Source organism: Methylobacterium sp. AC433 (assembly GCF_979253015.1).
Genome location: NZ_CEEDBN010000007.1, coordinates 193640 through 216317, shown reverse-complemented (window position 1 = coordinate 216317; position 22678 = coordinate 193640). Strand labels below are relative to the sequence as shown.

Below are 22678 nucleotides of genomic sequence, written 5' to 3'. Positions count from 1 at the left end.
CATGCGCTCCAAGGACCAGAAGCAACTTGCCAGGAAACGCAGCACCGAGCGGCTCACCCGGCATTTCGGGATGCCGTTCGCCTTCCTGTTCGGGATGTCGGGCATCATCAACATCCTCGCCCTGACGGGCTCCTTCTACATGCTTCAGGTCTACGACCGGGCGCTCCCGAGCGGCAGCCTGCCGACCCTGGTCGGGCTCTCCACGCTCGCCATCGGCCTCTACCTGGCGCAAGGCATGTTCGACGTGCTGAGGCTTCAGATCCTGGTCCGGATCGGCGCCCAGCTCGATCGCCGGGTCGCGCCCCTCGCGCAGCGCGTCTCCATCGACATGCCGCGCTTCGGCTTCTCGTCGGCCGAGGCCATGGAACGAAGCCGGGACGTCGACACCGTGCGCGGGTTCCTCGGCAGCCCGGGCCTCGTGGCCCTGTTCGACCTGCCCTGGACCCCGGTCTTCCTCGTCTTCGTCTATCTGCTGCATCCCTATCTCGGCGCCCTGACCGTGGCCGGCGCGGTCCTGCTGACCCTCCTCACCATCGTGACGGAGTTGCTGACCCGGCGTTGGACCGGGGCGACGCAGCAGGCCGTGGTGGCCCGCAACGCCATCGCCGACTCGAACGCCCGGAACGCCGACGTCCTCAAGGCGATGGGCTTCGCCGAACGCGCCGTGGACCGCTACCGCATCGCGAACAACGAGCACCTCGAACTCCAGACCCGGACCACGGACATCACCGGCACCTTCGCGGCCGTCTCCCGCGTCCTGCGCATGATCCTGCAATCGGCCGTCCTCGGCCTCGGCGCCTACCTCGTGATCGGCGGCGAGCTCTCGGCCGGGTCGATCATCGCGGCGTCCATCACGTCGGCGCGCGCCCTGGCGCCCATCGACCAGACGGTCGGCAACTGGAAGGCCATCTCGGTGGCCAGGACGGCCTTCGACCGCCTGCGTGAGACCCTGGTGGCCCTGGCGAGTGCCGAGAAGCCGATGGCGCTTCCCCCGCCGCAGGCCTCGCTCCGGGTCGGCTCGGTCACCGTCGCGGCACCGGGCTCGGGGCGCGTGCTGCTGTCGGACATCAGTTTCGAGCTGAACGCGGGCCAGGCGCTCGGGGTCATCGGCCCGAGCGGCGGCGGCAAGACCACGCTCAGCCGGGCGCTGACGGGCATATGGCCGGTGCTGCGCGGCGGCGTCCGCCTCGACGGCGCCGATCTCCCGCAATGGGACGAGGACAGCCTGGGGCGCATCGTCGGCTACCTGCCTCAGGAAGTCTGCCTCATGGACGCGACGGTGGAGGAGAACATCTCCCGCCTCGCGGAGAACGCGGACCCGGCCCTGGTGGTGGCGGCCGCCCGGGCCGCCGGAGTCCACGAGATGATCCTGCGGATGCCGGACGGCTACCGCACCGAGCTCGGTCCGTTCGGCACGTCCCTGTCGGGCGGGCAGCGCCAGCGCATCGCGCTGGCCCGCGCACTCTACGGCAACCCGTTCCTCCTCGTTCTCGACGAACCGAACTCCAACCTCGACGGCGAGGGCGAGGCGGCGCTCGCGAACGCCATCCTTGGCGTGCGCGCTCGCGGAGGCATCGCGGTCGTCATCGCGCATCGCCCCAGCGTGCTGGCGGCCGTCGACACCATCGCGGTGATCCAGGACGGGAAGCTCACCGCCTTCGGTCCGAAGGACGCCATCCTGGGCAAGGCCGCGCGCGAGGTGGCCCAGGGAACCGAGCCCGCCAATGTCGCAAGGGAGCGCTCCTCGATGGGGCGGGTGACGGCATGATGATCGAGACGAAGGGCACCAAGACGGAGACCGGCGCGGACGGCGCACAGAAATATGCCTCCCAGGGGGCGGGACCCAGGCCCGGCACGCCCTACTACCTCGCCCTGGCGGTCGCGGCCCTGGCCGCCTACCTGAAATCGCTCTTCCACCAGCCGGTGCATGCCGAGGCGGTGGCCGAGGCGGCGGAGCCGCCGCACGCCGCCGGCCCCCGTCTGGTCGTTCTGCCCGCCTCCGAGCAGGCCTCGGACGAGGTGCCGTCCGAACCCCGGCCGACAGGATCGGCGGGGATCGCTCCCCTGCTGGAAAATCCGGCATCGGAATACGACTCGGCGCATCCGCACGCCCAGGCGCTGCACTTCGCCAGGCACGACCCCCAGCCGAACCTCAGCGACTTCAAGGCCTCGCCGGTCATCCCGCGGCCCACCAACGACAACGGGGGACGGCCTTCGGGCGGGAGCGTTCACGGCGGGAGCGGCGGGGGGCGGGACGACGAGCCATCGGGCGCAGCCGATTCCGAGACCCACCCGCATCCCGAGGGAGGCGCGTTCCCGAACGGCTCCGGTCCGGACTCGCCGAAGCCGTCCGGCCCGGAGCACCCGGCCGACGCCCAGGGCGATCGCGGCGCCCTCCCCCGCGACGGGGGTGACGGCGGCGGCGCGGGTCCGACCGACAAGGCGCCGGCGGGGGACGGAACCGGCGATCCGGGAGGCCGGCGCAATCGTGCGCCCGTCGCCACCGGACCCGTTCATCTGGCGGACACCACGGCCTGCGCCCTCCTGGCCATCGCGATGAACGACCTCCTGCAGAACGTCCAGGATCCCGATGGCGATCCGCTGACGGTCCGCAACGTCACCGTCTCGTCGGGATCGCTCGCCCGGGACGGCGACGGCTGGGTCTTCGACGGCGACGGACCCGGTCCGGTCACCGTCACCTACGAGGTGACGGACGGCGAGTTCGCCATCGCCCAGACGGCCAGCTTCAACGTCGTCGACCGCAGCGCGATCGCCGGTTCGGGCGGCGACGACATTCTCCTCGGGACCCCCTGCGCGGACGACATCGAGGGCGGCGCCGGCAGCGACGTCATCGATGCCCGTGCCGGGGCGGACCTGATCGACGGAGGGGACGGCGACGACCATATCGTCGCCGGCGCGGGCGACGACACCGTCCTGGGTGGGGCGGGCGACGACGTGATCTTCGCCGGCGCCGGTGCGGACGTCGTATCGGGCGGTGCCGGGAACGACCGCATCTTCGGCGAAGCCGGGAACGACATGCTGTTCGGGGATGCCGGGGACGACCTGCTCGACGGCGGGGAAGGCAACGACGTCCTGGTGGGCGCGAGCGGGGCCGATCTCCTGTTCGGCGATACGGGGGACGACCGTATCGAGGGCGGCGACGGGAACGACCAAGCCTTCGGCGACCTCGGACGCGACATCGTATCGGGGGGCGACGGAGACGACCGCCTGCAGGGCGGCGGAGGGGACGACCTCCTGGCGGACGGTGGCGGTCGGGACGTCGCGCTGGGGCAGGACGGGGACGATGTCCTCGTGGCCGCCCGGGATGGGGAGGAGGACGTCCTCGACGGGGGAGATGGCGCCGACACCCTGGACCTCACGGCCACCACCATGGGGGTCTCGGTCGACCTCGCGTCGGGTGTGTCCTCGGGAACCGAGACCGGCCAAGACCGCCTCGTATCGATCGAGACGGTGCTGGGGGGCTCCGGCGACGACGTCCTGCTCGGGAGCGCCGCGGGAGAGGCGCTCTCGGGCGGAGCCGGACAGGACCGTGTGGCCGGGGGGGGCGGCGACGACCGCCTCGATGGCGGCCTGGGGGCGGACATCCTCTCGGACGGGGCCGGCTCGGACGTCGTGTCCGGCGGCGCCGGCGACGACGCCGTCGCGGTGGCGCTGGACGGAGAGGCCGACCGCTTCGATGGGGGCGACGGACAGGACACCCTCGACCTCTCGGCGACCCGCGAGGGCGTCACGGTCGACCTCGCTGCCGGCACGTCGAGCGGCGCGGAGACGGGCCAGGATCTGGTCTCCGGCCTGGAGGCGGTCATCGGGGGATCGGGTGGCGATGTCCTCTCGGGCGGCGAAGGGAACGACGGCCTTTCGGGAGGGGGCGGCGACGACCGCCTCGCCGGCCGGTCGGGCGACGATGTCCTCGAGGGCGGCGCGGGAGCGGATACGGTCCTCGACGGAGCCGGATGCGACATCGTCCGCGCGGGCGCGGGAAACGACCGGGTCGTCCTGGCCCTCGACGGCGACGACGACCGGATCGATGGCGGGGAAGGGTTCGACACCCTCGACGTCGGCGCCGCGACCGGGAACCTGCTCGTCGACCTCGTCCACCATGTGGTGTCGGGGACGGAGCTCGGTGCGGACCGGGTGGAATCGATGGAGGCCATCGTGTCCGGCTCCGGCCACGACCGCTTCGTCATCGGGGACGAGGACGTCGTCCTGACGGGCGGCGGCGGGAACGACGGATACGCCTTCGCCGTGGCGGGAAAGCCGGAGGCGACCCGGGCCGTCCAGATCACCGACTTTTCCGTCGGGGATTACGTCGACCTGCTGAAGTGGACGCTCTTCGAGGAAGGCCCGACCACGACCGGTCACTCGCTCTCGGAGGCGATGGAGCGCAGCGACGGGACCATGGCGGGCATCCAGTACAAGTCCGCCATCCTCGACGCGGGCGACGTGACGGTCATCTCGGCCGATCTCGACCACGACGACCGGTTCGAGACGACCATCGTCCTCGACGGGCGTCACACGCTGCTCTTCGTCGAGACGCCGGAGCACGCCGCCGGCATCGCCACCACCTCGCCGACCACCTGACCGCGTTCCCGGGAGGACCAGATCATGCGCACGCAACCCGTCGGCCGTCCCCGCCCGCGATCCGTCATCGACCTCGACCAGCAGGGAGAGGCGTCCTTCTCGGTCATGCCCCGCATCCTGGTCGGGTTCTCCCTCGGGATCGGTCTCGTGATCGGCGTGGGGGGATGGGCGGCGACGACCGACCTCAACGGCGCCGTCATGGCCCCGGGTTCCGTCACCGTCGAGCAGCATGCCAAGACGGTCCAGCATCGGGACGGGGGCGTCGTCGGTGCCATCCTGGTCCGAGACGGCCAGGCGGTGGTCGCGGATCAGGTGCTCATCCGCATCGACGATGCCCAGACGCGGGCCGAACTGGCCATCGTGAAGGGGCAGCTCGTCGAGCTTTCCGCCAAGAGGGCCCGCCTCCTCTCGGAGCGCGACGGGTTGCGCGCGGTGTCCATCCCGCCAGCCCTCGCGGGTGCGGAACCGGAGACGGTGTCCATCGTGGACGGCGAGCTGCGGATGTTCAGGGGCAACCTCGCCAGCCGCGACAGCCAGCGCCAGCAGCTCGAACTCCAGATCGGCCAGGTCACCGAGGAGATCGCCGGCCTGGTCAAGCAGAAGGATGCCAAGCGCGAGGAGCTGATCATCCTGACGAGCGAGCACGGCAAGCTCCAGGACCTGGTCGACAAGCGTCTCTTCGAGGCCTCGAAGTTCCTGCCCATCAACCGCGACCGCCATCGGCTGACCGGCGAGCAGGGCTCGCTCGAAGCCTCGATCGCGCGGGCGAAGGTCCGGTCGAGCGAGATCCGGGTCCAGCTCCTGGCAATCTCAGACACGGCCCGGACCGAGGCCCAGCGCGAGCTCGGGACCGTCGACGCCAGGCTCTCCGAACTGACCAACCGGCGCGTGGCCCTGGAGGACAGGCTCACCCGGACCGAGATCCGCTCGCCGGCCAGCGGCGTCCTGCATGAGTTGAAGACCTACACGGTCGGAGGCGTCATCACCCCGGCGGACGTGCTGGCCACCGTGGTTCCGGAGGATGCCCGGCTGAAGGTCGAGATCCACATCGCTCCGTCGAGCATCGACCAGGTCGGGGTCGGACGACCGGCCAAACTCAGGTTCTCCGCCTTCAATCAGCGCACGACGCCGGAACTGAAGGGCCGGCTCGTCTACGTCTCGCCCTCGACGACGAAGGGGGCCAGGGACGACGCATACTACGTAGGCTACGTCGAGCTCGACGAGGGAGAACTCGACCGCCTCGGGCAAGGTAAGCGCCTGGTTCCGGGCATGCCCGTGGAGGTTCATGTCGCCACGGAGGAGCGTTCGGCCCTGTCTTACCTAGTCAAGCCGATCCAAGACCAATTCACCCGGACTTTCCGCGAGCGATAGATCCCTTCGGAGGATGTAACCGACGATTGCGCGGCGCTCATGCTTTCAGCACGACATATGCTGGGTTCTTGCATGTTTACTGTACAGTCACGTAGATTTTGCCGGAAGGCGGTGCTATCGATTTGAGAAGCTAAGTGCAAAGGGGGCTTCGTGCTATGGCGAATCAAGCGACCAGCGATTCTGAATTTGGTGATGCGCCGATCTCGATCGACCGCGAGGGCTACCTCGCCCTGGTCGTCAAGGCGTTGAGCACGACCCTCGAAGACACCGTCGGGACGCGCGAGGCGAGCGGCTTCATCAACCTCGTCGGCCTTGCGGTCTCCGAGGAGATCCAGAAGCAGTACCTCGCGGCGGCGGGCACGCCACGGCTGAACCGCAAGGTGCTTCCGGGCGCCCTCGTCGACCTGAAGCGACGGCTGGGCGGCGAGTTCTACGTCATCGAGGACTCCGACGACCGCATCGTCCTCGGCAATCACCGCTGTCCCTTCGGCGACCTCGCCAGGGCGTGCCCGTCGCTTTGCAAGATGACCTCGCACGTGTTCGGCCACATGGTTGCGGAGAGCCAGGGCTATGGACGGGTTACCCTCGCAGACACCATCGCCCGCGGCGCCGACGGCTGCCGGATCGTCATCGACCTCGATGCCGACGCTCCCGGCGAGGGAGGGCAGGCCTATTACGGACGGGGCGACGCCTAGGTCCGACTTCCACGCGCTCTTCGAGTTCGTCCCCGGCCCCATGCTGATCGTGCGTCGTGGGGGCTTGCTGCAGGCCCTCAACTCGGCCGCCCGCGAGTCCCTTCCCGCGCTGCGGGTCGGGGAGGTCCCGGTGGCGCAGGGCCCGAGGCGGGACGCCTTCCTCCGCTACCTCGATTGCTGCGCCACGACGGGCGCCCTCGTGCCGGGCGCCGTGTTCCTGGAGGGCGTCGACGGCGTCCCGGAGCGCCACACCTGCCTCGGAGCCCGCGCACGCCTCCGGGAATTGGGCGAAGGCGTGTCGGTCCTGCTCCACCTCGACGGAGCGGCCTTCGACCGGCGTTTCAAGGTCCTGTCCGGCAAGCTTCACGACGCCCGGCGCATCATGCAGGAGCGCAGGCGCCGCGCGCGGCAGATGCAGGTCCTCCTAGAGGAGCGGGGACGCCTGCTCGGCCGCCTGGAGGAGGATGCGGCGGCGCGCGAGGCGGCCGAACGCGAGCGCGACAAGGTGCTGAACCGGTTGTACCGCGCGGGACAGGACGAGCGGCGCCGGCTTGCCCGGGATCTCCACGACCATGCGGGACAGCATCTCGTCGCCCTCAATTTCGGGCTGCGGCGCCTCACTTCGCAGCTGGCGGATCCCAAGGCCAAGTCCGAGATCGACCAACTTCTGCGGCAAGCCCAGGACATCGGGCAGGCCCTCCGGCGCGTGACCCTGGAATTGCGGCCGGCGGCGCTGGACGAGTTCGGTGTCGTCACGGCCCTGCGTCATCTGGTGGGTGAATGGGGCCGGACCACCGGTGTCGCGACCGAGTTCGAGATGGTCGGACCCGAAGCGGCGTTGTCGACCGAGGTCGCCATCACGCTCTATCGCCTGACCCAGGAGGCCCTCACGAACGTCGCCAAGCACGCGGGCGCGCCGAGCAGTGTCTCGGTCGTGCTGCTGTTCGGCCCCACCCATCTCACGCTCACGGTCGACGACAACGGCATCGGCTTCGAGGCGGACGATGCCTCGTCCCTCGCCCTCGTCGCCCAGGGCAAGCTCGGGTTGGTCGGGATGCGGGAACGCATGGCCCTGGTCGGCGGCAGTCTGGAGCTGGAATCCTCGCCGGGATGCGGAACCACCGTGATGGCGCGGATTCGGCTGGCGGAGGAGGCATCCGAGGATGTCTGAGCGGACCCTCATCCGGGCCGTCCTGGCGGACGACCATCCGGTGTTCCGTCACGGCGTGGCCGACCTTCTCGCCCAGACGGGCGAGGTCGTCATCGTCGCCTCCGTGGACAACGGTACTGCGGCGGTCCAGGCCACCCTGGACCTGGCGCCCGACATCGCCATCCTCGATCTCGCCATGCCCGAGCTGAACGGGGTCGCGGTGATCCGGAGGCTCGGCGAGCGGCAAAGCCCGGCGCGCACGATCATCCTGAGCGTCTACGAGAGCCGGGTCTACATCGATCAGGCGTTCGAGGCCGGAGCGGGGGGGTACGTCCTGAAACGCTCGGCCTTCCTCAACATCGCGCAGGCGGTGCGGGCGGTCTGCGCGGGGGGGACCTATATCGACCCCTGCCTGCCGGCCCGCTCCGCGGGGCCTCATCGCCTCGTGGCCGGTCCCGTCCATGACGAGGACAGGGCTTCCCTGACGGACCGGGAGCGGGACATCCTTCGCTTCGTGGCGTTCGGTTTCACCAGCAAGGAGGTCGCGGATCGCCTCGGAGCCACCGCCAAGGCCGTCGAAACCCAGAAGGCCAGGGCCTGCTGCAGGCTGGGCATCACCAGCAGAGCCCAGATCGTCCAGTTCGCGATCCTGCAGGGGTGGCTGCAGGGTGACATTCCGGTTCGGTGAGGCCGGGCTCGTGACCGGCGACCTCGGCGAAATGGCCGACGATGTCACCGCGCCTCTGCGGAGGCTCCGTCTCCGAAGCCGTCCTCAGGGCGATGTCGGCATTCCTCGAGGGGTTCCGTTCCTGCTGCCCCTCGGAACGCTCCGCGCATCACCTGCGGCGACGGCCCGGGAAGCCTGGATCGGCGCAGGGCGTGCGGCTCGATGGGCCGCGACATGCTGAAGTCATGGCCACCCGCGACGCATCCGCTTTCGGGCGGCGCGCGCCGCCCCCTGCCCTGTCGACGCCCGTGGCCGTCACTCAGCGCTCGGCGCGACGCGGCTGGCGCAGGCCGGGATCTCAGCCCTCGCCATCCTGATGCGCACTGCCGTGGAGATCCTCAGACCTCCACGGCGGCGCGGCGCCGGGTCGGGTTCGCGATCGGCCGCTCAGGCAGCCTCGGCCATCGGCGCGGGGCTCGGAGCATCCATCGCACGCATGTAGACGTCGAGCAGCGTCTCGTGCTCGTCCCGCGCATCCTGGTCCAGCTTGCGCAGCTTCAAGATCTCCTTGAGGATCTTCACGTCCAAGCCCTCGCCCTTGGCTTCCAGGAAGATCTCCTTCTTGGCTTCCATGAGGTCCTTGATCTCTTCCTCGACCTTCTCGACGCGCTCGATGATCGAGCGGATACGGTCGCCGGCAACCCCAACGGTATCGATGGTGTCGGACATGCTCTCTCCCTGGGCTGTTCCGACCCGCAACCTCGTGGCTTTGGGTAAGCGAGAGGTTAAAGCGCGCCGCGGGATCTGCGTGAATTCCTTCGCGACGTGGGAGCCGTCGCGCGTGCCACCCGTGTCGCCGTCGTCGGTCCGTGTCGAGCCCGGTCGCGGCGCGACGCAGCGCGCATGAAAAAAGCCCCGCCAGGAACTGGCAGGGCTCTTGGATTGGGAGCTTGGGTGGGAGCCGAGGCTGGCTCAGGCGGCGACCGCGGCCCTGCCAGCCGAAGCGTTCTGGTTTCCGACCTTGATGGCGCCGGCCTTGGCAGACGCGCCCTGGCTCGTGGCGACGAGCTCGCCGGCAGAAGCGGCGGCACCGGCCTTGGGGCCGAGGCGATCAGCCATGAAGGCCACCAGCGCGACGTTGGCAGTGCCGGCAGCGAGAACGGCGAGGAGCAGGGTGATCATGGTGCGGAGCCCAGGTGGTCGTTTGCGGTGCAGCATCTATGACATCGTCATCACGCCTTTGGTATGCCAGATGCCAAATACCAGTTATTCGCTGGACGCATGCGCAGGCCCGAAGGCAGGCCGAGCCCCTACTTTCAAGTAGTATAGTTCGGAGCTCTCGGCCCTCGACGCGCTATTTTGCATGGACAGGGGGGTGGCAATCTGCTTAATCCGGTCCGGAAACGCGCCCGAGAAACAGCCGAGTTCGTGCGTATCGCTTGGATTACGGTCCTCGTTCGCGAAAAAATTGGAGTTTCTGCATGTCTGCCGTCAGAAATCTCGAAGCTTCTGAGCAGTGGATCACTCCGCCAGAGCCTGCGCTCGATCGCTACAGACTGCGCACGTGCGGCCGCGCTGCCAACGACAACCCAGGTTCATTTTTCAAGACGTTGCGAATCTTGCCGATTTCAGCCTGCCTGGCGCTGAGCGGTGCTCTCACGCTCGTGGTTGCCCTTGTCCGCTAGGACTGCGTGGATCGCCCGCTTTTCCATGGGCCTTGATGTGAGGCGGCGATAGGTCCGGGAGACGGAGTCGATCGTCGCCACCGCCGGACACGCTGAAACGAACGCTTCCGGCCCGGACCCCGCTCGCGCCCAGGCCATCAAGCCGTCCCACCCGTCCGGAGCGCCGGCGAGACTTGGCGCAGCGTTGCGGCACGCTCGTCGGCCGCAGGCCCCGTCCGTTCCCGGACTCATCCGCGACGTCGCGCAGAGCCATGCCGCAGGTAGGGCCACGCTCCAGGGAATTGGCCACCCGTCCCGTCGCGAATGCTAACGTGCCTTCAAAACCGTCGGACCTGGTCGGATCCGGCACGGGAGGTGTGATCGTGAATCGACCGCAGGAGGGCCGACCGAGACGCGTTCTCGTTCTCGGTGGGACCGGCACGATCGGTCGTGCGACCGTGCGGGCGTTGGTGGCCCGCGGTCACGCGGTCTCATGCCTCGTGAGACGCAGCGCCAAGCGCGCCGACCCTTCGGGGCAAGCAGACCTTGCCCGGCTGCTCTCCGGTGCCTCCGTGCGGTACGCGGACGTCACCGATCCCGCGTCGCTCGACCGTGACGGGTTCCGCGGTGAGTCCTTCGACGTCCTGGTCTCGTGCCTCGCGTCGCGCACGGGATTGCCGGACGATGCGTGGGCGATCGATTATCGGGCGCAGATGAGCGCGTTGCAGATGAGCAGGGCGGCGGGCGTGACGCACGTCGTCCTTCTCTCGGCGATCTGCGTCCAGAGACCGGTCCTCGCCTTTCAGCACGCCAAACTGGCTTTCGAGCGGGCGCTGATCGCATCCGGTCTCGACTACACGATCGTGCGGCCCACGGCCTTCTTCAAGTCGCTCTCCGGGCAGCTCGACCGCGTGCGACGCGGAAAGCCGTTCCTGGTGTTCGGTGACGGAATGCTGACGGCGTGCAAGCCGATCAGCGACGACGACCTGGGCACTTATCTCGCCGCGTGCCTCGATCGGGAGGACCGGCGCAATCGCGTCCTCCCGATCGGGGGACCGGGCGAGGCGATCACGCCGAAGGCACAGGGCGAGCGGCTGTTCGCCCTGCTCGGGCGCGAGCCGCGGTTCAGGCATGTCCCGGTCAGGCTGCTGGACGTGATCATAGCGGGTCTGAGTGCGTTCGGGCGCCTGGTGCCGTCCCTCGCCGCGAGAGCGGAGCTCGCCCGCATCGGGCGCTACTACGCGACGGAATCCATGCTCGTCCTGGATCCAGCGACGGGCCGATACGATGCGAGCGCCACCCCTTCGACGGGTTCGCAGACACTGTTCGACTATTATGCGCGCCTTGTTCGAGGCGAAGCCGTGGTCGAGCGCGGCGATCACTCCGTCTTCTGAGGCAGGCGCGCTTCGATCTCGACGGATCGGGCCTCCGGATCTTCCGACCGGAGCGAGTGGTCGGGTGACCGCTCCCGGATTCCACGAAACCTGAATTCTGCGTCCTGGCCGGGCCGGTGCGGGTGGCTCGATGCCGGCCTGCCTCTCACAGGCGGACTGGAGACAGCCGATAGGGGTTCGACCGATGGCGGCAGGCGGTTCGCCGCAAGCCGGAAATCTCCGTTTTCCACCTCACGACGCCGCCAGCAAGGCCGCCGCAGCATCCCGGCGGAACCCGGCGCCGGGATGGGTCGCCCTGAGGAGTGGCCCGCCGCCCGGGAACAGCTTCTCGCGCAGCGTGCCCTCCGCGTAGCGGGTCTTGAAGGCGCCGCGAAGGATGAAGCCCATGGTGCCGGACGGTCGCGCGAGAAGATTCTTCCCGGGGACCGCGACGCGCGCCGCGCAGACGACGCCGAGCGGATCGGCCCCGTGGGGTGGCTGGTGCGGGGCGAGCGCGCCACCGATGCGCTACGCTGTGCCGACCGCCGAGGTTCGGTCCCGTTCGGCCGGCCCATCAGCCGCCGCGAGGAGGAACGGGAGAAGGACTTCGGTGAAGGCCTCCGGATGCGAGTAGTTGATGCCGTGGGCGGCGCCCGGAATGACGGCGAGACGGCCGCGCGGCAGGGCGTCGGCGAGGTCCGCGACGAAGGCCCGGGGAACGATGTCGTCCCGCGTGCCCCAGACCACGAGCGTCGGCTGCCCGATCCGGCGCACCTTCTCGGCGATGCGATTGTCGACCATGCTGCGCAGGGTCAGGATGTAGCGTCCGATCCCGCCCCGGGCATAATCGGAGAGCGCCACCCAGGCGAGCGACCAGCGCTCGAACGGCGCGATCGCCAGGAAGCCGACGCCCTGCCGAACCAGAGTGCGCGCCTCCGGGTCCGGCGTCGGCCCCTGCAGGACGAGGCGGTCGACGAGCCGGGGATGGAGGAGGGCCAGCTCGACCAGCACCTCGCAGCCGAGCGAATTGCCGACGAAGGCCGCGCGCTCCACCCCGACCGCCTGCACCCAGGCCGCCAGCGCATCCGCGAGTTCGCGAACCGTCAGAACGTGTCCCGGCTTCTCGCTCGCGCCGAAGCCGGGCAGGTCGGGCGCGTAGACCCGGACGTGGGGGGCGAGACAGCGCGCGAGCGGAACCATGTAGCGGCTCGACATCCCGAGGCCGTGGACGAGGATCACGGGCAGCCGGTCATCCGGGACGGGGTCGACCGAGACGCGGGCCTGCATCGTCAGGCCGTCGACGCGGATCCGGCTCGCGGCGAGCCGGCCCCGCTTCGCGCTGCGGCCGGTGCGCCATTGCGCCCAGGCCCGGACCGGAGCCAGAACGGCGAAGATCGCGCCAGCCGTCACAAGGATCCATCGCAGGGACACACGCGTCTTCCCGTTTCAGCCGAGGCCGGCATCGACCCCTGACCCGCCGCGGTCAAGCCGGCGCGATCGGTGCCTCGTGCTCCGGAGGGCAACGGAGGATCTGCGCCGGCGGGCTCTCGTCCGGAGCGATGTCGGCCGACGTCAGTCCCGGTCGAGCCGGGCCAGCAGGATCGCGGTGCGGACGACGCCGCGCTTCAATCGGGCGACCGATATCGCGTCCGCGTCGGCGATGCACGCCCATTCCTTGAGGGTGGCGCCGTCCGTGAGGTCGATCCGGGCACCGTCCTCGAACGCGAAGGCCGTGATGGTGGGATCCGCCAGGAAGGCGTCGACGGCCGCGCCGACTTTCTCCTCCGTCAGGGGGCCGGCCAGGAACGTGTTGTCTCGGATGCCGTCGAGGCGCGTCATTCCGCAATCTTCGCATATGTTGGGCCAACGCTGGCGTCCGAGCGCCCGAAGCGGTGCGGTGCCGTCGGGTGTGCCGGACGCGCTCCCCGGAATGTCGCATGCGTCCGTGACCGCCGACGCGGACGGCGTCCCGTCCGGGCACCCGCCATCGCTCCCGATCGGGCCGGGGCGCCACCTGCCCGAGCCCGGATCGGACGGAGATCCGCTGGACGGTCGGGGGATCAGAAGGCGTCGTAGGGTTCGGCCGTCCTCGGATGCGCCGCGAGGGTGAGGTTCCGGATGTCGATCCCCGGGACGGCGCCCGCTTCGGAGACCGGGGGGCTCGTGAACATGACGGCCCAGAAGGCCAGGGTGGCCACGCCCAGGGCCGCGGCGAACAGGGTCGACCTACGCATCGGATGAACCTCCTCAGGGTCGTCGGGCAAGGAATCGCCGCCGGTCTCACGTCCAAGGCGCCGACCCGGCGGAGCGCCGAATCCCGCGTTGTCAGCGGGGAGCGGATTGCGGGCCGGTCGCCGGTGCGGAGGCGGCCCGTGCGGTGTCACGATCCCGATCGAGGCGCGCTGTCTCGATGATCGCGAACGGGCTTTCCGCATCGGCCAGAGCCGACACCGTCGACCCCACGGCCGGCATCCGAGCCTGGCCGAACAGCGCGAGGACCGCGAATAATCCCCAGATCGTCACAATCAGAACGGGCGGTTCTTGGCGTCGCATCGGGATCTCCCACCGGACGATCCTCGAGAACTGAGCCAACTCAGGTCGATCCGCCTCCCCCATTCATCGGATTTTCTCGTCTAATATTGTATTCCAGGGAATTGAAAAATGAGATCTGTTGCCGCCGGCAACGAAGATGCTTGGCGGCGGGCCGCTCAGATTTTTGTCGCGAGCCCCGTTGCTGCGGCATCGCGTTTGTGCGACGAACCAGTGTCCGTGCAGAGCGAGACGGGAGAGCCCAGGTCGGCGTGAGCCGGTCATGGCGTCCAGGAGCGACCGCCCCCGGGAGCTCCGAGGCACAATCCCGTAGCGCTGGACGATCTGGAGTGCGACGCCGCGTGCGTCACCGACGGGCCGGCTTCGTCCTTTCGAGGGCGGGAACGGCTGGCGGGCACCCGCGACAGAGGGGGGCGACCGAAGTGCTTGGTGCGGGCATTTCGTGCCCGCCGGTCGAGGAGTGTGCCATGTTTCCCGATGACGACGAATTCGAATTCGTTGGTCCAGATCGCGGCTGGAACTACGAGCCCTCGCGGGCCGAACTGTTCAAGCAGTTCAGGTCGCCGCTCTACACGACCGATGCGGATGGCTGGCTGACCTACTACAACGATGCGGCGGCCGAACTCTGGGGCTACCGTCCGGAGCTCGGCAAGACCCGCTGGTGCGGCGCGTGGCGGATCTTCACGACAGAGGGCGCCCCGCTGCCTCTCGACCAATGCCCGATGGCCGTGGCGATCAAGGAAGGGCGGCTGGTCCGTGGCGTCCAGGCCGTGCTGGAGCGGCCGGATGGCACGCGCATCCCGTTCATGCCCTATCCGACGCCCCTGCGGGACGCGTCCGGAGCCGTGGTCGCGGCCTCCAACCAGCTGGTGCAGATCACCGATCTCGGACGGCGGAACCGCCCGGAGACCCTCGGCGCGGACGGACCGGAGCCCGGTTTCGACGATCTGACGCGCGATCTCCAATCCACCCTGGCCGCGCGGGCCGATGTCGAGTTCGCGTACCGCATGGATTGCGAGCGCCTCGAAGGCTGGACCGGCCCCGCTTCCGAGAAGCGGACGATCCTGCAGCAGATCGAGCAGCGGCGGCAGCGGCGGCGGGCGGCCCTGGACCGGCGCCTGGACGAGCTCCAGCGGCGCACGACCGAAAGCATGGCCCCCGGAAGCATGGCCCCCGAAAGCACGGCCCCCGGTGACTCGACGGCGGCGGCCTGGATGCGTGCCTTCTGGCCGCAGCCGACGTCGCTCCACTGACCCTGCGGGTTCGCCGAGCCTGCGAGACGGCCCTGCACCCCCCTTTGGCGGTGCAGGGCCGTCTCGGACGGGGTGGGCCGACCTTAGGCGTGCAGGGCGGCCGGGACGCCGGTGGAGACCTGCGCCGCATCTGCCAGGAAGGCCGGGACGGTCGGCAGGACAGCCTCCGCGACCGCAACCGGGCGGATCTCGGCCCGGCTCGCCGCCGCGTTGCCGTGCGCCGCGATGAACGCGCTGATCTTGGGGACGATCTCGGCCCGGAAGCGCGAGCCGTTGAAGATCCCGTAGTGACCCGCGCCGATCTGGAGATGGTAGGCTTTCTTCTCAGGCGACAGGTTCGGCGTCAGGTCCAGGGCCGCGCGCGTCTGGCCGATGCCGGTGATGTCGTCCTTCTCGCCCTCGATCGCCATCACGGCGCAGCGTCGGATCGCGGCGAGGTCCACCGGCCGGCCACGATGCTGCATCTCGCCCTTCGGCAGACGATGCTCGATGAACACGCTCTCGATGGTCTGGAGGTAGTACTCGGCCGTGAGGTCCATCACCGCCAGGTACTCGTCGTAGAACTCGCGGTGCTTGGCGGCCGAGTCGCCGTCGCCCTGCACGAGGTGATCGAACATGTCCCAATGCGCGGTCCGATGCCGGTCGAGGTTCATGCTCAGGAAGCCGGCGAGCTGGAGGAAGCCGGGATAGACCTTGCGGCCGTGGCCGATCTGCGGCCAGGGCACCGGGTGGATGCAGTGCCGCTCGAACCACTCGATGGCGTGTTCCTGCGGGAGCTTGTTCACCGCGGTCGGGGAGCGGCGGGTGTCGATGGGGCCGCCGACCAGCACCGCCGAGCGGGGCAACCACCGGGAATCCTCCGCCTCCATGCGGGCGATGGCCGCGAGGACGGGTACGGACGGCTGGCACACCGCCATCACGTTCAGGTCGGGTCCCAGCGCCTCGAACATGGCCATGCAGTAATCAATGTAGTCGTCCAGATCGAAGGCGCCGGCCGATTGGGGCACCTCCTTGGCGTCGGCCCAATCGGTGATGAACACCTGATGCGTGTCGAGGAACGCGCTCACGGTGCCGCGAAGCAGCGTGGCGTAATGGCCGGAGAGCGGAGCCACCAGGAGCAGCTTGGGTTTGGTCGAGGGCTCGCCGAAGGCGATGACGCGGCAGAACGGCTTCTCCCAGACCACGCGCTCGGCCGCAGGCAGGTTGAAGTGGGGCTTGGCGTAGCTGCGCGTCGTGCGTTCGAACAACTCGCAGGAGGCCGCCATCGCGCGGCTGCTCGATGTGTAGGCGAAGGGGCTGAAGGGGTTCTGGTAGGCCGTTCTGGCGACACCGGCCGCCATACGCGCCGGCATGAGCATCAGGTCGCAGACGTCACGCATCAGGTACAGCATACGGGTCTATCCTTCCGGCTCGCCAAGATCGGAGCCGCTCGTCCGACGGTGCTCAACGCTCCGGCACTATGTTGCGTTGCGTTTAGGCAGCACGCGCGTTCCTTGAGCAGTCTGCGCAAGGGTATACCAAGTGTCGCCCCTGTGGTTCCCCGACTTTTGGGGGAGCGGGCGAGATGCCTCGGGGTGGTGCGTTTGTGCAACATAGTTCCGGAGGTGGCCGTGATCCGGCGGGCCGCCCTCCGCGCGGGCCGCGATCCAGCGCCCGGCGGCACGCATCGCCCGGACAACCTGTCCGGCTGACGGCCGCGGTCCCGCCATGCGATGACCGGGCATGATCCGGGTCATCAAGCACATCATCGTCGAACCGACGGCGGACCAGCTCCCGCGTTTGAGGCGGATCGAGGCGGCCGTCGTCGCCCGGTTTCCCGACGCGACCACGGAGGTCATCCCCGGTCTCCTGGAGGAAGACCTCGTCGTCGAGGTGCGGCTGCCCCTCGTCCATCTGCCGGCGTGGCGCGCGGCCCGCGAGTCCTGGGGCGATTTCCGGCCCGACGCGGCGGAGCCGCCGCTCGGATGCAAGTCCGAAGGCTGGGGCTGAGTGCCGCGGGCCGGGTCCATCCTGTCCCCCGCTCCGTCTTCACGCTTGCGTGAGTCCGTCTGGGTCCTGGCGTGCCGTTGTGCTGCAGCATCCGGTCGAAGTGCGACGGTTCATCTTCCCATCGGTGAAGCACAGCGTAGCACTCGCAGCAATCGCATGGTCGTGCGCCACAAAAGCCATACGTTAAGATTTTGCCAACACGCACCGTGTGGCCTGATTGACAGGCGGAAGAAATTACAACCCTGATGAATCCACCTCGCGGGCCGTGCGCGAAGAGGATGGACCCTAGAAATGAGTTGGCTTTCACTCCGCAAATCCACCGCAAGTGAAAGCAGGGCGACGTCTTCCCATCAGGTCGATGCGCCGGCTCGTACTCCAATACCCGAGGTGCCTTTTATCCGCATGGGTGAAGAGGTCGAGACGTCTGAGCGTCCATTGGAGAGCGAAGACCTTTCACTGGATTCTCTTGGGCAGCACAACGAGAGCCTGCGTTTCCGCGTCGCCGAGATGTCGGAGCGGCTCGACGACCTGAAGTCGCTCCAGACGGATTTCTCCGCCCTGCTGGTGCCGATCGTCGCCATCACCGAGGAATTGCCGCGGGCCAAGGTCCGCACGGCGGAACTCGAGACCCTGCTGGCGATGGAGCAGGGCAATGCCGCCACGCTGCGGCGCGATCTCGCCGATGCCACCGGCCGCCTCGCCGCGGTGACGAACGACGTCGCGGCCTCCAAGATCCAGCTGCACCACCTGGAGACCAGCCTCCAGGCCCGCGACGCGGCGGCCGAGGAGGTGCGGATCGCCCTGCGCGACAGGACCCAGCAGGCCGAGAACCTGGAGCGGCGCCTGTTCGCCGAGACCGAGCAGAGCCGCGCCCTGCAGGGGGAGAGCAAGGCCCTGCGGGTCGAGGCCAAGGCCCTCGACCAGGCGCTCGCGCGCTCGGACAGCGAGCTGCAGGATCTGCGCGAGAGCCGCCACGCCCTCGATCGCGACAACCTCCGGCTCCAGAACCTCAGCGAGGCGCAGTCGGCGCAGCTCGCCGAACTCACCGCCCGCGCCCAGGAATTCGAGGGTCAGGCCGAGGCCGGGCGCGTCGCCCTGCACACGATCGAGCAGCAGCTGGCGGCCGAGATCGCCGCGGCCCGGAAGGCGGAGGCCCAGTCCGAGGCCGAGATCGCCAATCACCGCACCGAGCGCGCGAGCCTCGCCATGCGGGTGGAGGCGGCCACGAGCCGGCTCGCCGCCACCGAGCAGATGCTGGCCCAGCTGCGCACCCAGCTGCGCGAGCGCGACGAGGCCGGCCGCTCCGCCGAGCGCGGGCTCAAGGAGGCCTCGATCGAGCGCGTCACCCTGGAGCGCCGGCTGGAGAGCGCCCAGGCCGATCTCGCCCGCCAGAACGAGCGCTTCCTCGAGATGCAGCGGACCCGTTCGGAGTTCGAGCACCGCTGCGAGATGCTGACCAAGGCCATGGCCGCCAAGGACGCGGCCCTGGAGCAGGCCCTCGGCCGGGCCTCGAGCCTGTCCGACCGCATCGACCATCTCGTCCACCGCCAGGAGGTGGAGCGCGCCGATTTCGAGACCGTCAACCATCGCCTGATCGAGGAGCTCCAGCATGAGCGCTCGGAGCGCAAGCTCGCGCAGGGCGCCCTCGACATCGCCCGCGAGAGCCGGGTCGCCCTGCAGAAGCAGCACGAGGCCCTGCGCCGCTCGGCCCGTAGCTTCGCGGCGGACGAGGCGGCGCGGTCCGAGCCGGCCCAGGCCCCGGCCCCGGCCGAGCCGAGCAATGTCCGCCCGTTCACGCCCGCGCCCGAGAAGTAGGGTCGCCCCCGACCCGACCCCGCCTCGCCGACCCCTTCACCCCATCGAGAGACGGCGCGGCGCAGACCCCGCGCAGGAAAGCCCAGATGTCCGAGACCGCCCTTCGCGACCGAGAGACCTCCTCCGCCGGGGCCTGGCTGATGCGCAGCCTGCCGAGCCCGCACCGCGGCCCGGCCGCGCCGGAGCCGGGGCCGCAGCCGGCCTCCCCGAACGAGGCCGGCATCGGGCGGAAGCGCGACTGGTCCGCCTCCCTCGACCTCATCCACGAGGCCACGGCGGCGATCCGCATCAGCGAGGAGCGCGCCACCGAGCTGGAGCAGGAGCTGGAGCGCACGGTCGCCCGCGCCCTGGAGCGGGCGACCGCCCTGGAGGCCCAGGTCGCCGCCGCCCAGACCCGGGCCGACCTCGCGGAACGCCGGGCCGAGGAGGCCGAGGAATGGCTGGCCCGCCTGCATGACGCGGTGGTGGACGGCTTCACCCGCCGCCCGTCGCAGGACGAGACCGCCTCGGCCGAGCCCGTCCCGGCGCAGACCGTCCCGGCCCAGGCCGCGTCGGTCTAGGCCGCCCGGTCCAGGCCGCCCACTCCCGACGCGCGGGGCTCCGGAGCCGCGATCCGCGGACCCGCATCCGCCCGAGACCGTTGGTCACGACCGTTTCCCCGTCCGGGTCCCCGCCTTCATGCTCGCCTCCGAATCCACCTCCAAATCCGCTTCCATGCCCTCCGCCGTCCTGTCCTCCGCCGCCTCCCCTCTCCCGCCGCCCGTGGTCGCCATCGCGCGCGCCCGGCTGCCCCTGCGCCACGGCGCGCGCGTGGCCGAGGCGCAGGAGGTCGAGACGGAAGCGGTCGAGACGGAGGCGGTCGAGGCGGAGGAGCGGGCGGCGCCCGAGCGTCCCCTCGGTCAGGCCCTGGCCCTGGTGCCTCCTGCGGCGGCCACCCCGGCCTCTGAGCTGGGGGCGACGACCCTGCGCCTCGTCGAGCACAGCATGGAGACGATCCAGGCCCTGCACGCGCGGGTCGACACGATCTCGGACCAGGCCCGCGACCTGATCCGCCTCACTCACCGCGAGCGCGTCGAGCAGCAGGGCGAGCTCGACCGCGTCCGCGCCGAGGCGGCGACCTGGCGGCGTCAGGCCATGGAGCTGGAGATCCGCCTGCGCGAGGCCCAGCTGCGGGTCCGCGAGGCCGAGATGGCGCAGCGCGAGGCCGATGCGGCCGCGATCGAGGCCCGCCAGCAGGCCCGCGCCGCCGAGGCGGAGGTTCGGGGCCTCGAATCCTACCTGCGCCGGATCAGCGACTTCCTGCAGGCCAATCTCGGCCGCGGCCCGGTCCGGCCCTCCCGCGGCGGCTGAGCGGCCGTCGCGCGAGAATCAGTGCCGGGCCGGATGCGTCGCACGGATGGCCGCGCCGGCGTTCCGCTTGCCCGAACCGGTCCGTCGGGCCACGCGCTCTCCCACGGAAACGATGCTGCGGTGCAAGCGTGGCCATTCGTTGAGAAGGTTGACGGTTTTTCTGGATACGCGTGGAATGCCAATCTTTCCGCTGCGCCGCGGGATCGAATTGTGCCCGTTCCGGATGCCGAGGACTTGCGTAGTCTGAACCGGAAGTTAAGATTTCAACTCCGCCAAAATAATAACGCGTCTAACCTTTTTTGACAGGGTGACAGCCATGTCCAACGTGATTCGCGTGAAGCCGACGCATGACGGCACCTATACGGTCTATCGCGGCGAGGCCGTCTTGGTCAGCGGCCTGACCCGCCTGCAGGCGGAGCGCTATCAGGCCAGCATCGACGCCCAGGCGAAGGTCCTGGAGGACGCCTGACACATGCCCGAGGCGATGCCCGGGCGGCGTCGCCTCAGGACCGGGCCAGCGCGAGCGCACCGAGATCCGCGATCATGCCGGTCTCGGTCAGGCCCCGCTCGATACCGGCGACGGCGTAGCCCGTCGCCCCGCGCGTGATCGTGTAGAGGTGGTAGCTCGCCCGGTGATGCCGGGCATCGCCCCGGGCCGAGGCCGAGGCGGCCCCCACCACCGGAATCGACGCTCCCCCCGGTCCCGCCACGAACGCGACGCTGCGGACGTGGTTGTGGCCGTGCAGGATCAGCTCCGCGCCGGCATGGGCGACCATGGCGGTGAAGGCCCCCGCATCCTTCAATTCGCGCCCGGCGCTCGTGCCGCCGGGATGCGAGGGATGGTGGATCATCACCACGCGGAAGGGCGGCTCGGGCTCTGCCCCGAGGGTCCGGAGCAGGGCCTCGGTCGCGGCGATCTGCTGCGGGCCGAGGCGTCCGCTCGCCATCAGGGGCTTGGTCGGGATCGCCGAGGACAGACCGATCAGCGCCACCGGCCCGCGCCGGCGAAGGTACGGGAAGTGCCCGTGGATGCCGTCGTCCCCCGCCGTCCAGGCGCCGCAGGCCAGGAGAAGGCCTTCGAGGGAGCCGCGCACGTAGGCGTCGTGGTTGCCCGGCACGAAGCTGACGGCATCCGGCGCCCCGAGGGCTTCGAGGAACACCTTCGCGGTCGACCATTCGCTCGGCAGGCCGATGTTGCAGAGGTCGCCCGTGCAGGCGATGTGGTCGTGCCCCTGGGCCTGGAGATCGGCGACCAGGGCGGCCAGCACCTCCATGTCGTGGGCGTCCTTGCGGCCGCGCTGCCAGTTCACGTAGCCCGTGGCGCGCTTGCTGAGGAGCTGGCGCAGGCGCGGTCGCGTCAGCGGTCCCACATGGGGATCGGTCAGGTGGGCGAGGCGGAACATCATCCCCCGGTGGATGGTCGATGATCGGGATTTCGGGCTCCGCATCGCCCCATCCGGCCCCGGGGGTCAACCCTCGGGGCGCGAATCCGTGCGGCCGCCTCAGGCGCTGCCGATGGCGATTCCGGCCAGCAGCACCAGGGCGCCGCCGAGGACGACCTGCAGCGCCGCGCGCCAGAAGGGCGTCGCCATGTAGCGGGTGCGGATCGCCGCGATCACCAGCAGCTCGACGATGACCACCAGGATCGCCAGGGCCGTCGCGATGCCGAAGGCGTTCGGCCAGCTCGACGGGATCGCGTAGGGCAGCGTGTGGCCGAGGCCGCCCACCGTGGTCATCACCCCGCAGACCAGGCCGCGCATCCAGGGCGTTCCGCGCCCGGTGATCTGCCCGTCGTCCGAGAGCGCCTCGGTGAAGCCCATGCTGATCCCCGCCCCGATGGAGGCGGCGAGCCCCACCAGGAAGGTGGCGCCGTTGCTGTGGGTGGCGAAGGCCGCCGCGAAGATCGGCGCCAGGGTCGAGACCGAGCCGTCGATGAGCCCGGCGAGGCCCGGCTGCACGTAGCGCAGGACGAAGGCGCGGTGCGCCTCGGCCGCGCCGGCCTCGATGGCGGCGACCGGATCCGGCGCGCCCTGGACGGGAGAGATCAGCATCGTGAGCGCCCTTTCGCGGCCCGAGAACTGTTTGGATTGATTCCAATCTATAACTTGGAATGGATCTAAACAAGCGCCAAAGGCGGGTTTCTGTCTCCGAAACGGCGGATCGAGCCCCCCGGACGCCGTTGCGCCGGCCGCGGGATCG

The 22678-nt window shown here is 69.8% G+C and carries 22 protein-coding genes and 1 pseudogene; 13 read left to right on the top strand and 10 right to left on the bottom strand.

From position 1 onward, the window contains the following. The first annotated feature begins 1 nt into the window (after position 1). From AC0IWM_RS13065 to AC0IWM_RS13040, 6 genes are all read left to right on the top strand, one after another. On the top strand, positions 2-1768 hold the full coding sequence (locus tag AC0IWM_RS13065) for a type I secretion system permease/ATPase (protein WP_471755584.1): 1767 nt from the start codon (positions 2-4) through the stop codon (positions 1766-1768). Further along, positions 1765-4602 carry a calcium-binding protein gene (locus AC0IWM_RS13060; protein WP_471755582.1) on the top strand — a complete coding sequence of 946 codons (2838 nt, stop codon included), beginning with the start codon at positions 1765-1767 and terminating at the stop codon, positions 4600-4602. Before AC0IWM_RS13065 ends, AC0IWM_RS13060 begins: the two co-directional genes overlap by 4 nt. 24 nt (positions 4603-4626) lie before the next feature. Beyond that, positions 4627-5973, top strand: a complete 1347-nt coding sequence (locus AC0IWM_RS13055) for an HlyD family type I secretion periplasmic adaptor subunit (RefSeq protein WP_471755580.1) — start codon at positions 4627-4629, stop codon at positions 5971-5973. A gap of 155 nt (positions 5974-6128) precedes the next feature. Beyond that, positions 6129-6668: a methanogen output domain 1-containing protein gene (locus AC0IWM_RS13050; protein WP_471755578.1), complete on the top strand. Its 540-nt coding sequence runs from the start codon at positions 6129-6131 to the stop codon at positions 6666-6668. A gap of 40 nt (positions 6669-6708) precedes the next feature. After that, a complete protein-coding gene (locus AC0IWM_RS13045) occupies positions 6709-7839 on the top strand; it encodes a sensor histidine kinase (RefSeq protein WP_471755576.1) in 1131 nt (376 codons plus the stop codon). Next, entirely contained in the window at positions 7832-8506 is a 675-nt protein-coding gene (locus AC0IWM_RS13040; protein WP_471755574.1) for a response regulator, read from the top strand. The genes AC0IWM_RS13045 and AC0IWM_RS13040 overlap by 8 nt, the downstream gene beginning before the upstream one ends. Before the next feature lie 426 nt (positions 8507-8932). On the opposite strand, the gene AC0IWM_RS13035 is transcribed toward AC0IWM_RS13040, so the two are convergent. Both AC0IWM_RS13035 and AC0IWM_RS13030 read right to left on the bottom strand, forming a co-directional pair. Beyond that, positions 8933-9214, bottom strand: coding sequence for a DUF2312 domain-containing protein (locus AC0IWM_RS13035; protein ID WP_471755572.1), 282 nt, complete (start codon positions 9212-9214; stop codon positions 8933-8935). A 243-nt stretch (positions 9215-9457) separates the two neighbouring features. Next, on the bottom strand, positions 9458-9667 hold the full coding sequence (locus AC0IWM_RS13030) for a hypothetical protein (protein ID WP_471755570.1): 210 nt from the start codon (positions 9665-9667) through the stop codon (positions 9458-9460). Positions 9668-10532: 865 nt separating this feature from the next. On the opposite strand from AC0IWM_RS13030, the gene AC0IWM_RS13025 reads away from it, so the two are divergent. After that, positions 10533-11543, top strand: coding sequence for an NAD(P)H-binding protein (locus AC0IWM_RS13025; RefSeq protein ID WP_471755568.1), 1011 nt, complete (start codon positions 10533-10535; stop codon positions 11541-11543). Between the two features lie 231 nt (positions 11544-11774). On the opposite strand, the gene AC0IWM_RS13020 is transcribed toward AC0IWM_RS13025, so the two are convergent. From AC0IWM_RS13020 to AC0IWM_RS13000, 5 genes are all read right to left on the bottom strand, one after another. After that, a complete protein-coding gene (locus AC0IWM_RS13020) occupies positions 11775-11930 on the bottom strand; it encodes a hypothetical protein (protein ID WP_471755566.1) in 156 nt (51 codons plus the stop codon). A 120-nt stretch (positions 11931-12050) separates the two neighbouring features. Continuing rightward, on the bottom strand, positions 12051-12932 hold the full coding sequence (locus AC0IWM_RS13015; protein ID WP_471755564.1) for an alpha/beta fold hydrolase: 882 nt from the start codon (positions 12930-12932) through the stop codon (positions 12051-12053). Between the two features lie 162 nt (positions 12933-13094). Continuing rightward, complete coding sequence (locus AC0IWM_RS13010) at positions 13095-13361, bottom strand: hypothetical protein (protein WP_471755562.1); 267 nt, start codon at positions 13359-13361, stop codon at positions 13095-13097. A gap of 221 nt (positions 13362-13582) precedes the next feature. Further along, the gene (locus AC0IWM_RS13005; protein ID WP_471755560.1) at positions 13583-13756 is read right to left on the bottom strand and encodes a hypothetical protein; all 174 of its coding nucleotides are present in this window, start codon (positions 13754-13756) and stop codon (positions 13583-13585) included. Between the two features lie 91 nt (positions 13757-13847). Then, complete coding sequence (locus tag AC0IWM_RS13000) at positions 13848-14075, bottom strand: hypothetical protein (RefSeq protein ID WP_471755558.1); 228 nt, start codon at positions 14073-14075, stop codon at positions 13848-13850. A gap of 464 nt (positions 14076-14539) precedes the next feature. Between AC0IWM_RS13000 and AC0IWM_RS12995 the strand changes: the two genes are divergently transcribed. After that, a complete protein-coding gene (locus tag AC0IWM_RS12995; protein WP_471755556.1) occupies positions 14540-15325 on the top strand; it encodes a PAS domain-containing protein in 786 nt (261 codons plus the stop codon). A gap of 83 nt (positions 15326-15408) precedes the next feature. Here AC0IWM_RS12995 and AC0IWM_RS12990 read toward each other — a convergent pair whose 3' ends face one another. Further along, complete coding sequence (locus AC0IWM_RS12990) at positions 15409-16716, bottom strand: polyhydroxyalkanoate depolymerase (RefSeq protein WP_471755554.1); 1308 nt, start codon at positions 16714-16716, stop codon at positions 15409-15411. Positions 16717-17047: 331 nt separating this feature from the next. Here AC0IWM_RS12990 and AC0IWM_RS12985 point away from each other — a divergent pair, with 331 nt between their 5' ends. The 5 genes from AC0IWM_RS12985 to AC0IWM_RS12965 all read left to right on the top strand — a co-directional run bounded on the left by AC0IWM_RS12985 (position 17048) and on the right by AC0IWM_RS12965 (position 20948). Beyond that, entirely contained in the window at positions 17048-17314 is a 267-nt protein-coding gene (locus AC0IWM_RS12985) for a hypothetical protein (RefSeq protein ID WP_471755552.1), read from the top strand. A 402-nt stretch (positions 17315-17716) separates the two neighbouring features. Further along, entirely contained in the window at positions 17717-19129 is a 1413-nt protein-coding gene (locus tag AC0IWM_RS12980; protein ID WP_471755550.1) for a chromosome partitioning protein ParA, read from the top strand. Between the two features lie 86 nt (positions 19130-19215). Beyond that, on the top strand, positions 19216-19689 hold the full coding sequence (locus AC0IWM_RS12975) for a hypothetical protein (RefSeq protein WP_471755548.1): 474 nt from the start codon (positions 19216-19218) through the stop codon (positions 19687-19689). A 154-nt stretch (positions 19690-19843) separates the two neighbouring features. Then, positions 19844-20479, top strand: a complete 636-nt coding sequence (locus tag AC0IWM_RS12970; RefSeq protein WP_471755546.1) for a hypothetical protein — start codon at positions 19844-19846, stop codon at positions 20477-20479. 316 nt (positions 20480-20795) lie between these two features. Beyond that, on the top strand, positions 20796-20948 hold the full coding sequence (locus tag AC0IWM_RS12965) for a hypothetical protein (protein WP_200930052.1): 153 nt from the start codon (positions 20796-20798) through the stop codon (positions 20946-20948). 34 nt (positions 20949-20982) lie between these two features. On the opposite strand, the gene AC0IWM_RS12960 is transcribed toward AC0IWM_RS12965, so the two are convergent. Beyond that, positions 20983-21882, bottom strand: coding sequence for a metallophosphoesterase family protein (locus AC0IWM_RS12960; protein ID WP_471755628.1), 900 nt, complete (start codon positions 21880-21882; stop codon positions 20983-20985). Positions 21883-21981: 99 nt separating this feature from the next. Beyond that, positions 21982-22569: pseudogene (locus AC0IWM_RS12955) on the bottom strand (VIT1/CCC1 transporter family protein); the annotation flags it as partial. Positions 22570-22678 lie beyond the last annotated feature (109 nt).

Excerpts from the sequence above, each read along its gene's own strand:
- AC0IWM_RS13065 (WP_471755584.1), top strand. The coding sequence starts at position 2 with ATGCGCTCCAAGGACCAGAAGCAACTTGCCAGGAAACGCAGCACCGAG.
- AC0IWM_RS13060 (WP_471755582.1), top strand. The coding sequence starts at position 1,765 with ATGATGATCGAGACGAAGGGCACCAAGACGGAGACCGGCGCGGACGGC.
- AC0IWM_RS13055 (WP_471755580.1), top strand. The coding sequence starts at position 4,627 with ATGCGCACGCAACCCGTCGGCCGTCCCCGCCCGCGATCCGTCATCGAC.
- AC0IWM_RS13050 (WP_471755578.1), top strand. The coding sequence starts at position 6,129 with ATGGCGAATCAAGCGACCAGCGATTCTGAATTTGGTGATGCGCCGATC.
- AC0IWM_RS13045 (WP_471755576.1), top strand. The coding sequence starts at position 6,709 with ATGCTGATCGTGCGTCGTGGGGGCTTGCTGCAGGCCCTCAACTCGGCC.
- AC0IWM_RS13040 (WP_471755574.1), top strand. The coding sequence starts at position 7,832 with ATGTCTGAGCGGACCCTCATCCGGGCCGTCCTGGCGGACGACCATCCG.
- AC0IWM_RS13035 (WP_471755572.1), bottom strand. The coding sequence starts at position 9,214 with ATGTCCGACACCATCGATACCGTTGGGGTTGCCGGCGACCGTATCCGC.
- AC0IWM_RS13030 (WP_471755570.1), bottom strand. The coding sequence starts at position 9,667 with ATGATCACCCTGCTCCTCGCCGTTCTCGCTGCCGGCACTGCCAACGTC.
- AC0IWM_RS13020 (WP_471755566.1), bottom strand. The coding sequence starts at position 11,930 with ATGGGCTTCATCCTTCGCGGCGCCTTCAAGACCCGCTACGCGGAGGGC.
- AC0IWM_RS13010 (WP_471755562.1), bottom strand. The coding sequence starts at position 13,361 with ATGACGCGCCTCGACGGCATCCGAGACAACACGTTCCTGGCCGGCCCC.
- AC0IWM_RS13005 (WP_471755560.1), bottom strand. The coding sequence starts at position 13,756 with ATGCGTAGGTCGACCCTGTTCGCCGCGGCCCTGGGCGTGGCCACCCTG.
- AC0IWM_RS13000 (WP_471755558.1), bottom strand. The coding sequence starts at position 14,075 with ATGCGACGCCAAGAACCGCCCGTTCTGATTGTGACGATCTGGGGATTA.
- AC0IWM_RS12995 (WP_471755556.1), top strand. The coding sequence starts at position 14,540 with ATGTTTCCCGATGACGACGAATTCGAATTCGTTGGTCCAGATCGCGGC.
- AC0IWM_RS12990 (WP_471755554.1), bottom strand. The coding sequence starts at position 16,716 with ATGCTGTACCTGATGCGTGACGTCTGCGACCTGATGCTCATGCCGGCG.
- AC0IWM_RS12985 (WP_471755552.1), top strand. The coding sequence starts at position 17,048 with ATGATCCGGGTCATCAAGCACATCATCGTCGAACCGACGGCGGACCAG.
- AC0IWM_RS12980 (WP_471755550.1), top strand. The coding sequence starts at position 17,717 with ATGGGTGAAGAGGTCGAGACGTCTGAGCGTCCATTGGAGAGCGAAGAC.
- AC0IWM_RS12975 (WP_471755548.1), top strand. The coding sequence starts at position 19,216 with ATGTCCGAGACCGCCCTTCGCGACCGAGAGACCTCCTCCGCCGGGGCC.
- AC0IWM_RS12970 (WP_471755546.1), top strand. The coding sequence starts at position 19,844 with ATGCCCTCCGCCGTCCTGTCCTCCGCCGCCTCCCCTCTCCCGCCGCCC.
- AC0IWM_RS12965 (WP_200930052.1), top strand. The coding sequence starts at position 20,796 with ATGTCCAACGTGATTCGCGTGAAGCCGACGCATGACGGCACCTATACG.
- AC0IWM_RS12960 (WP_471755628.1), bottom strand. The coding sequence starts at position 21,882 with ATGTTCCGCCTCGCCCACCTGACCGATCCCCATGTGGGACCGCTGACG.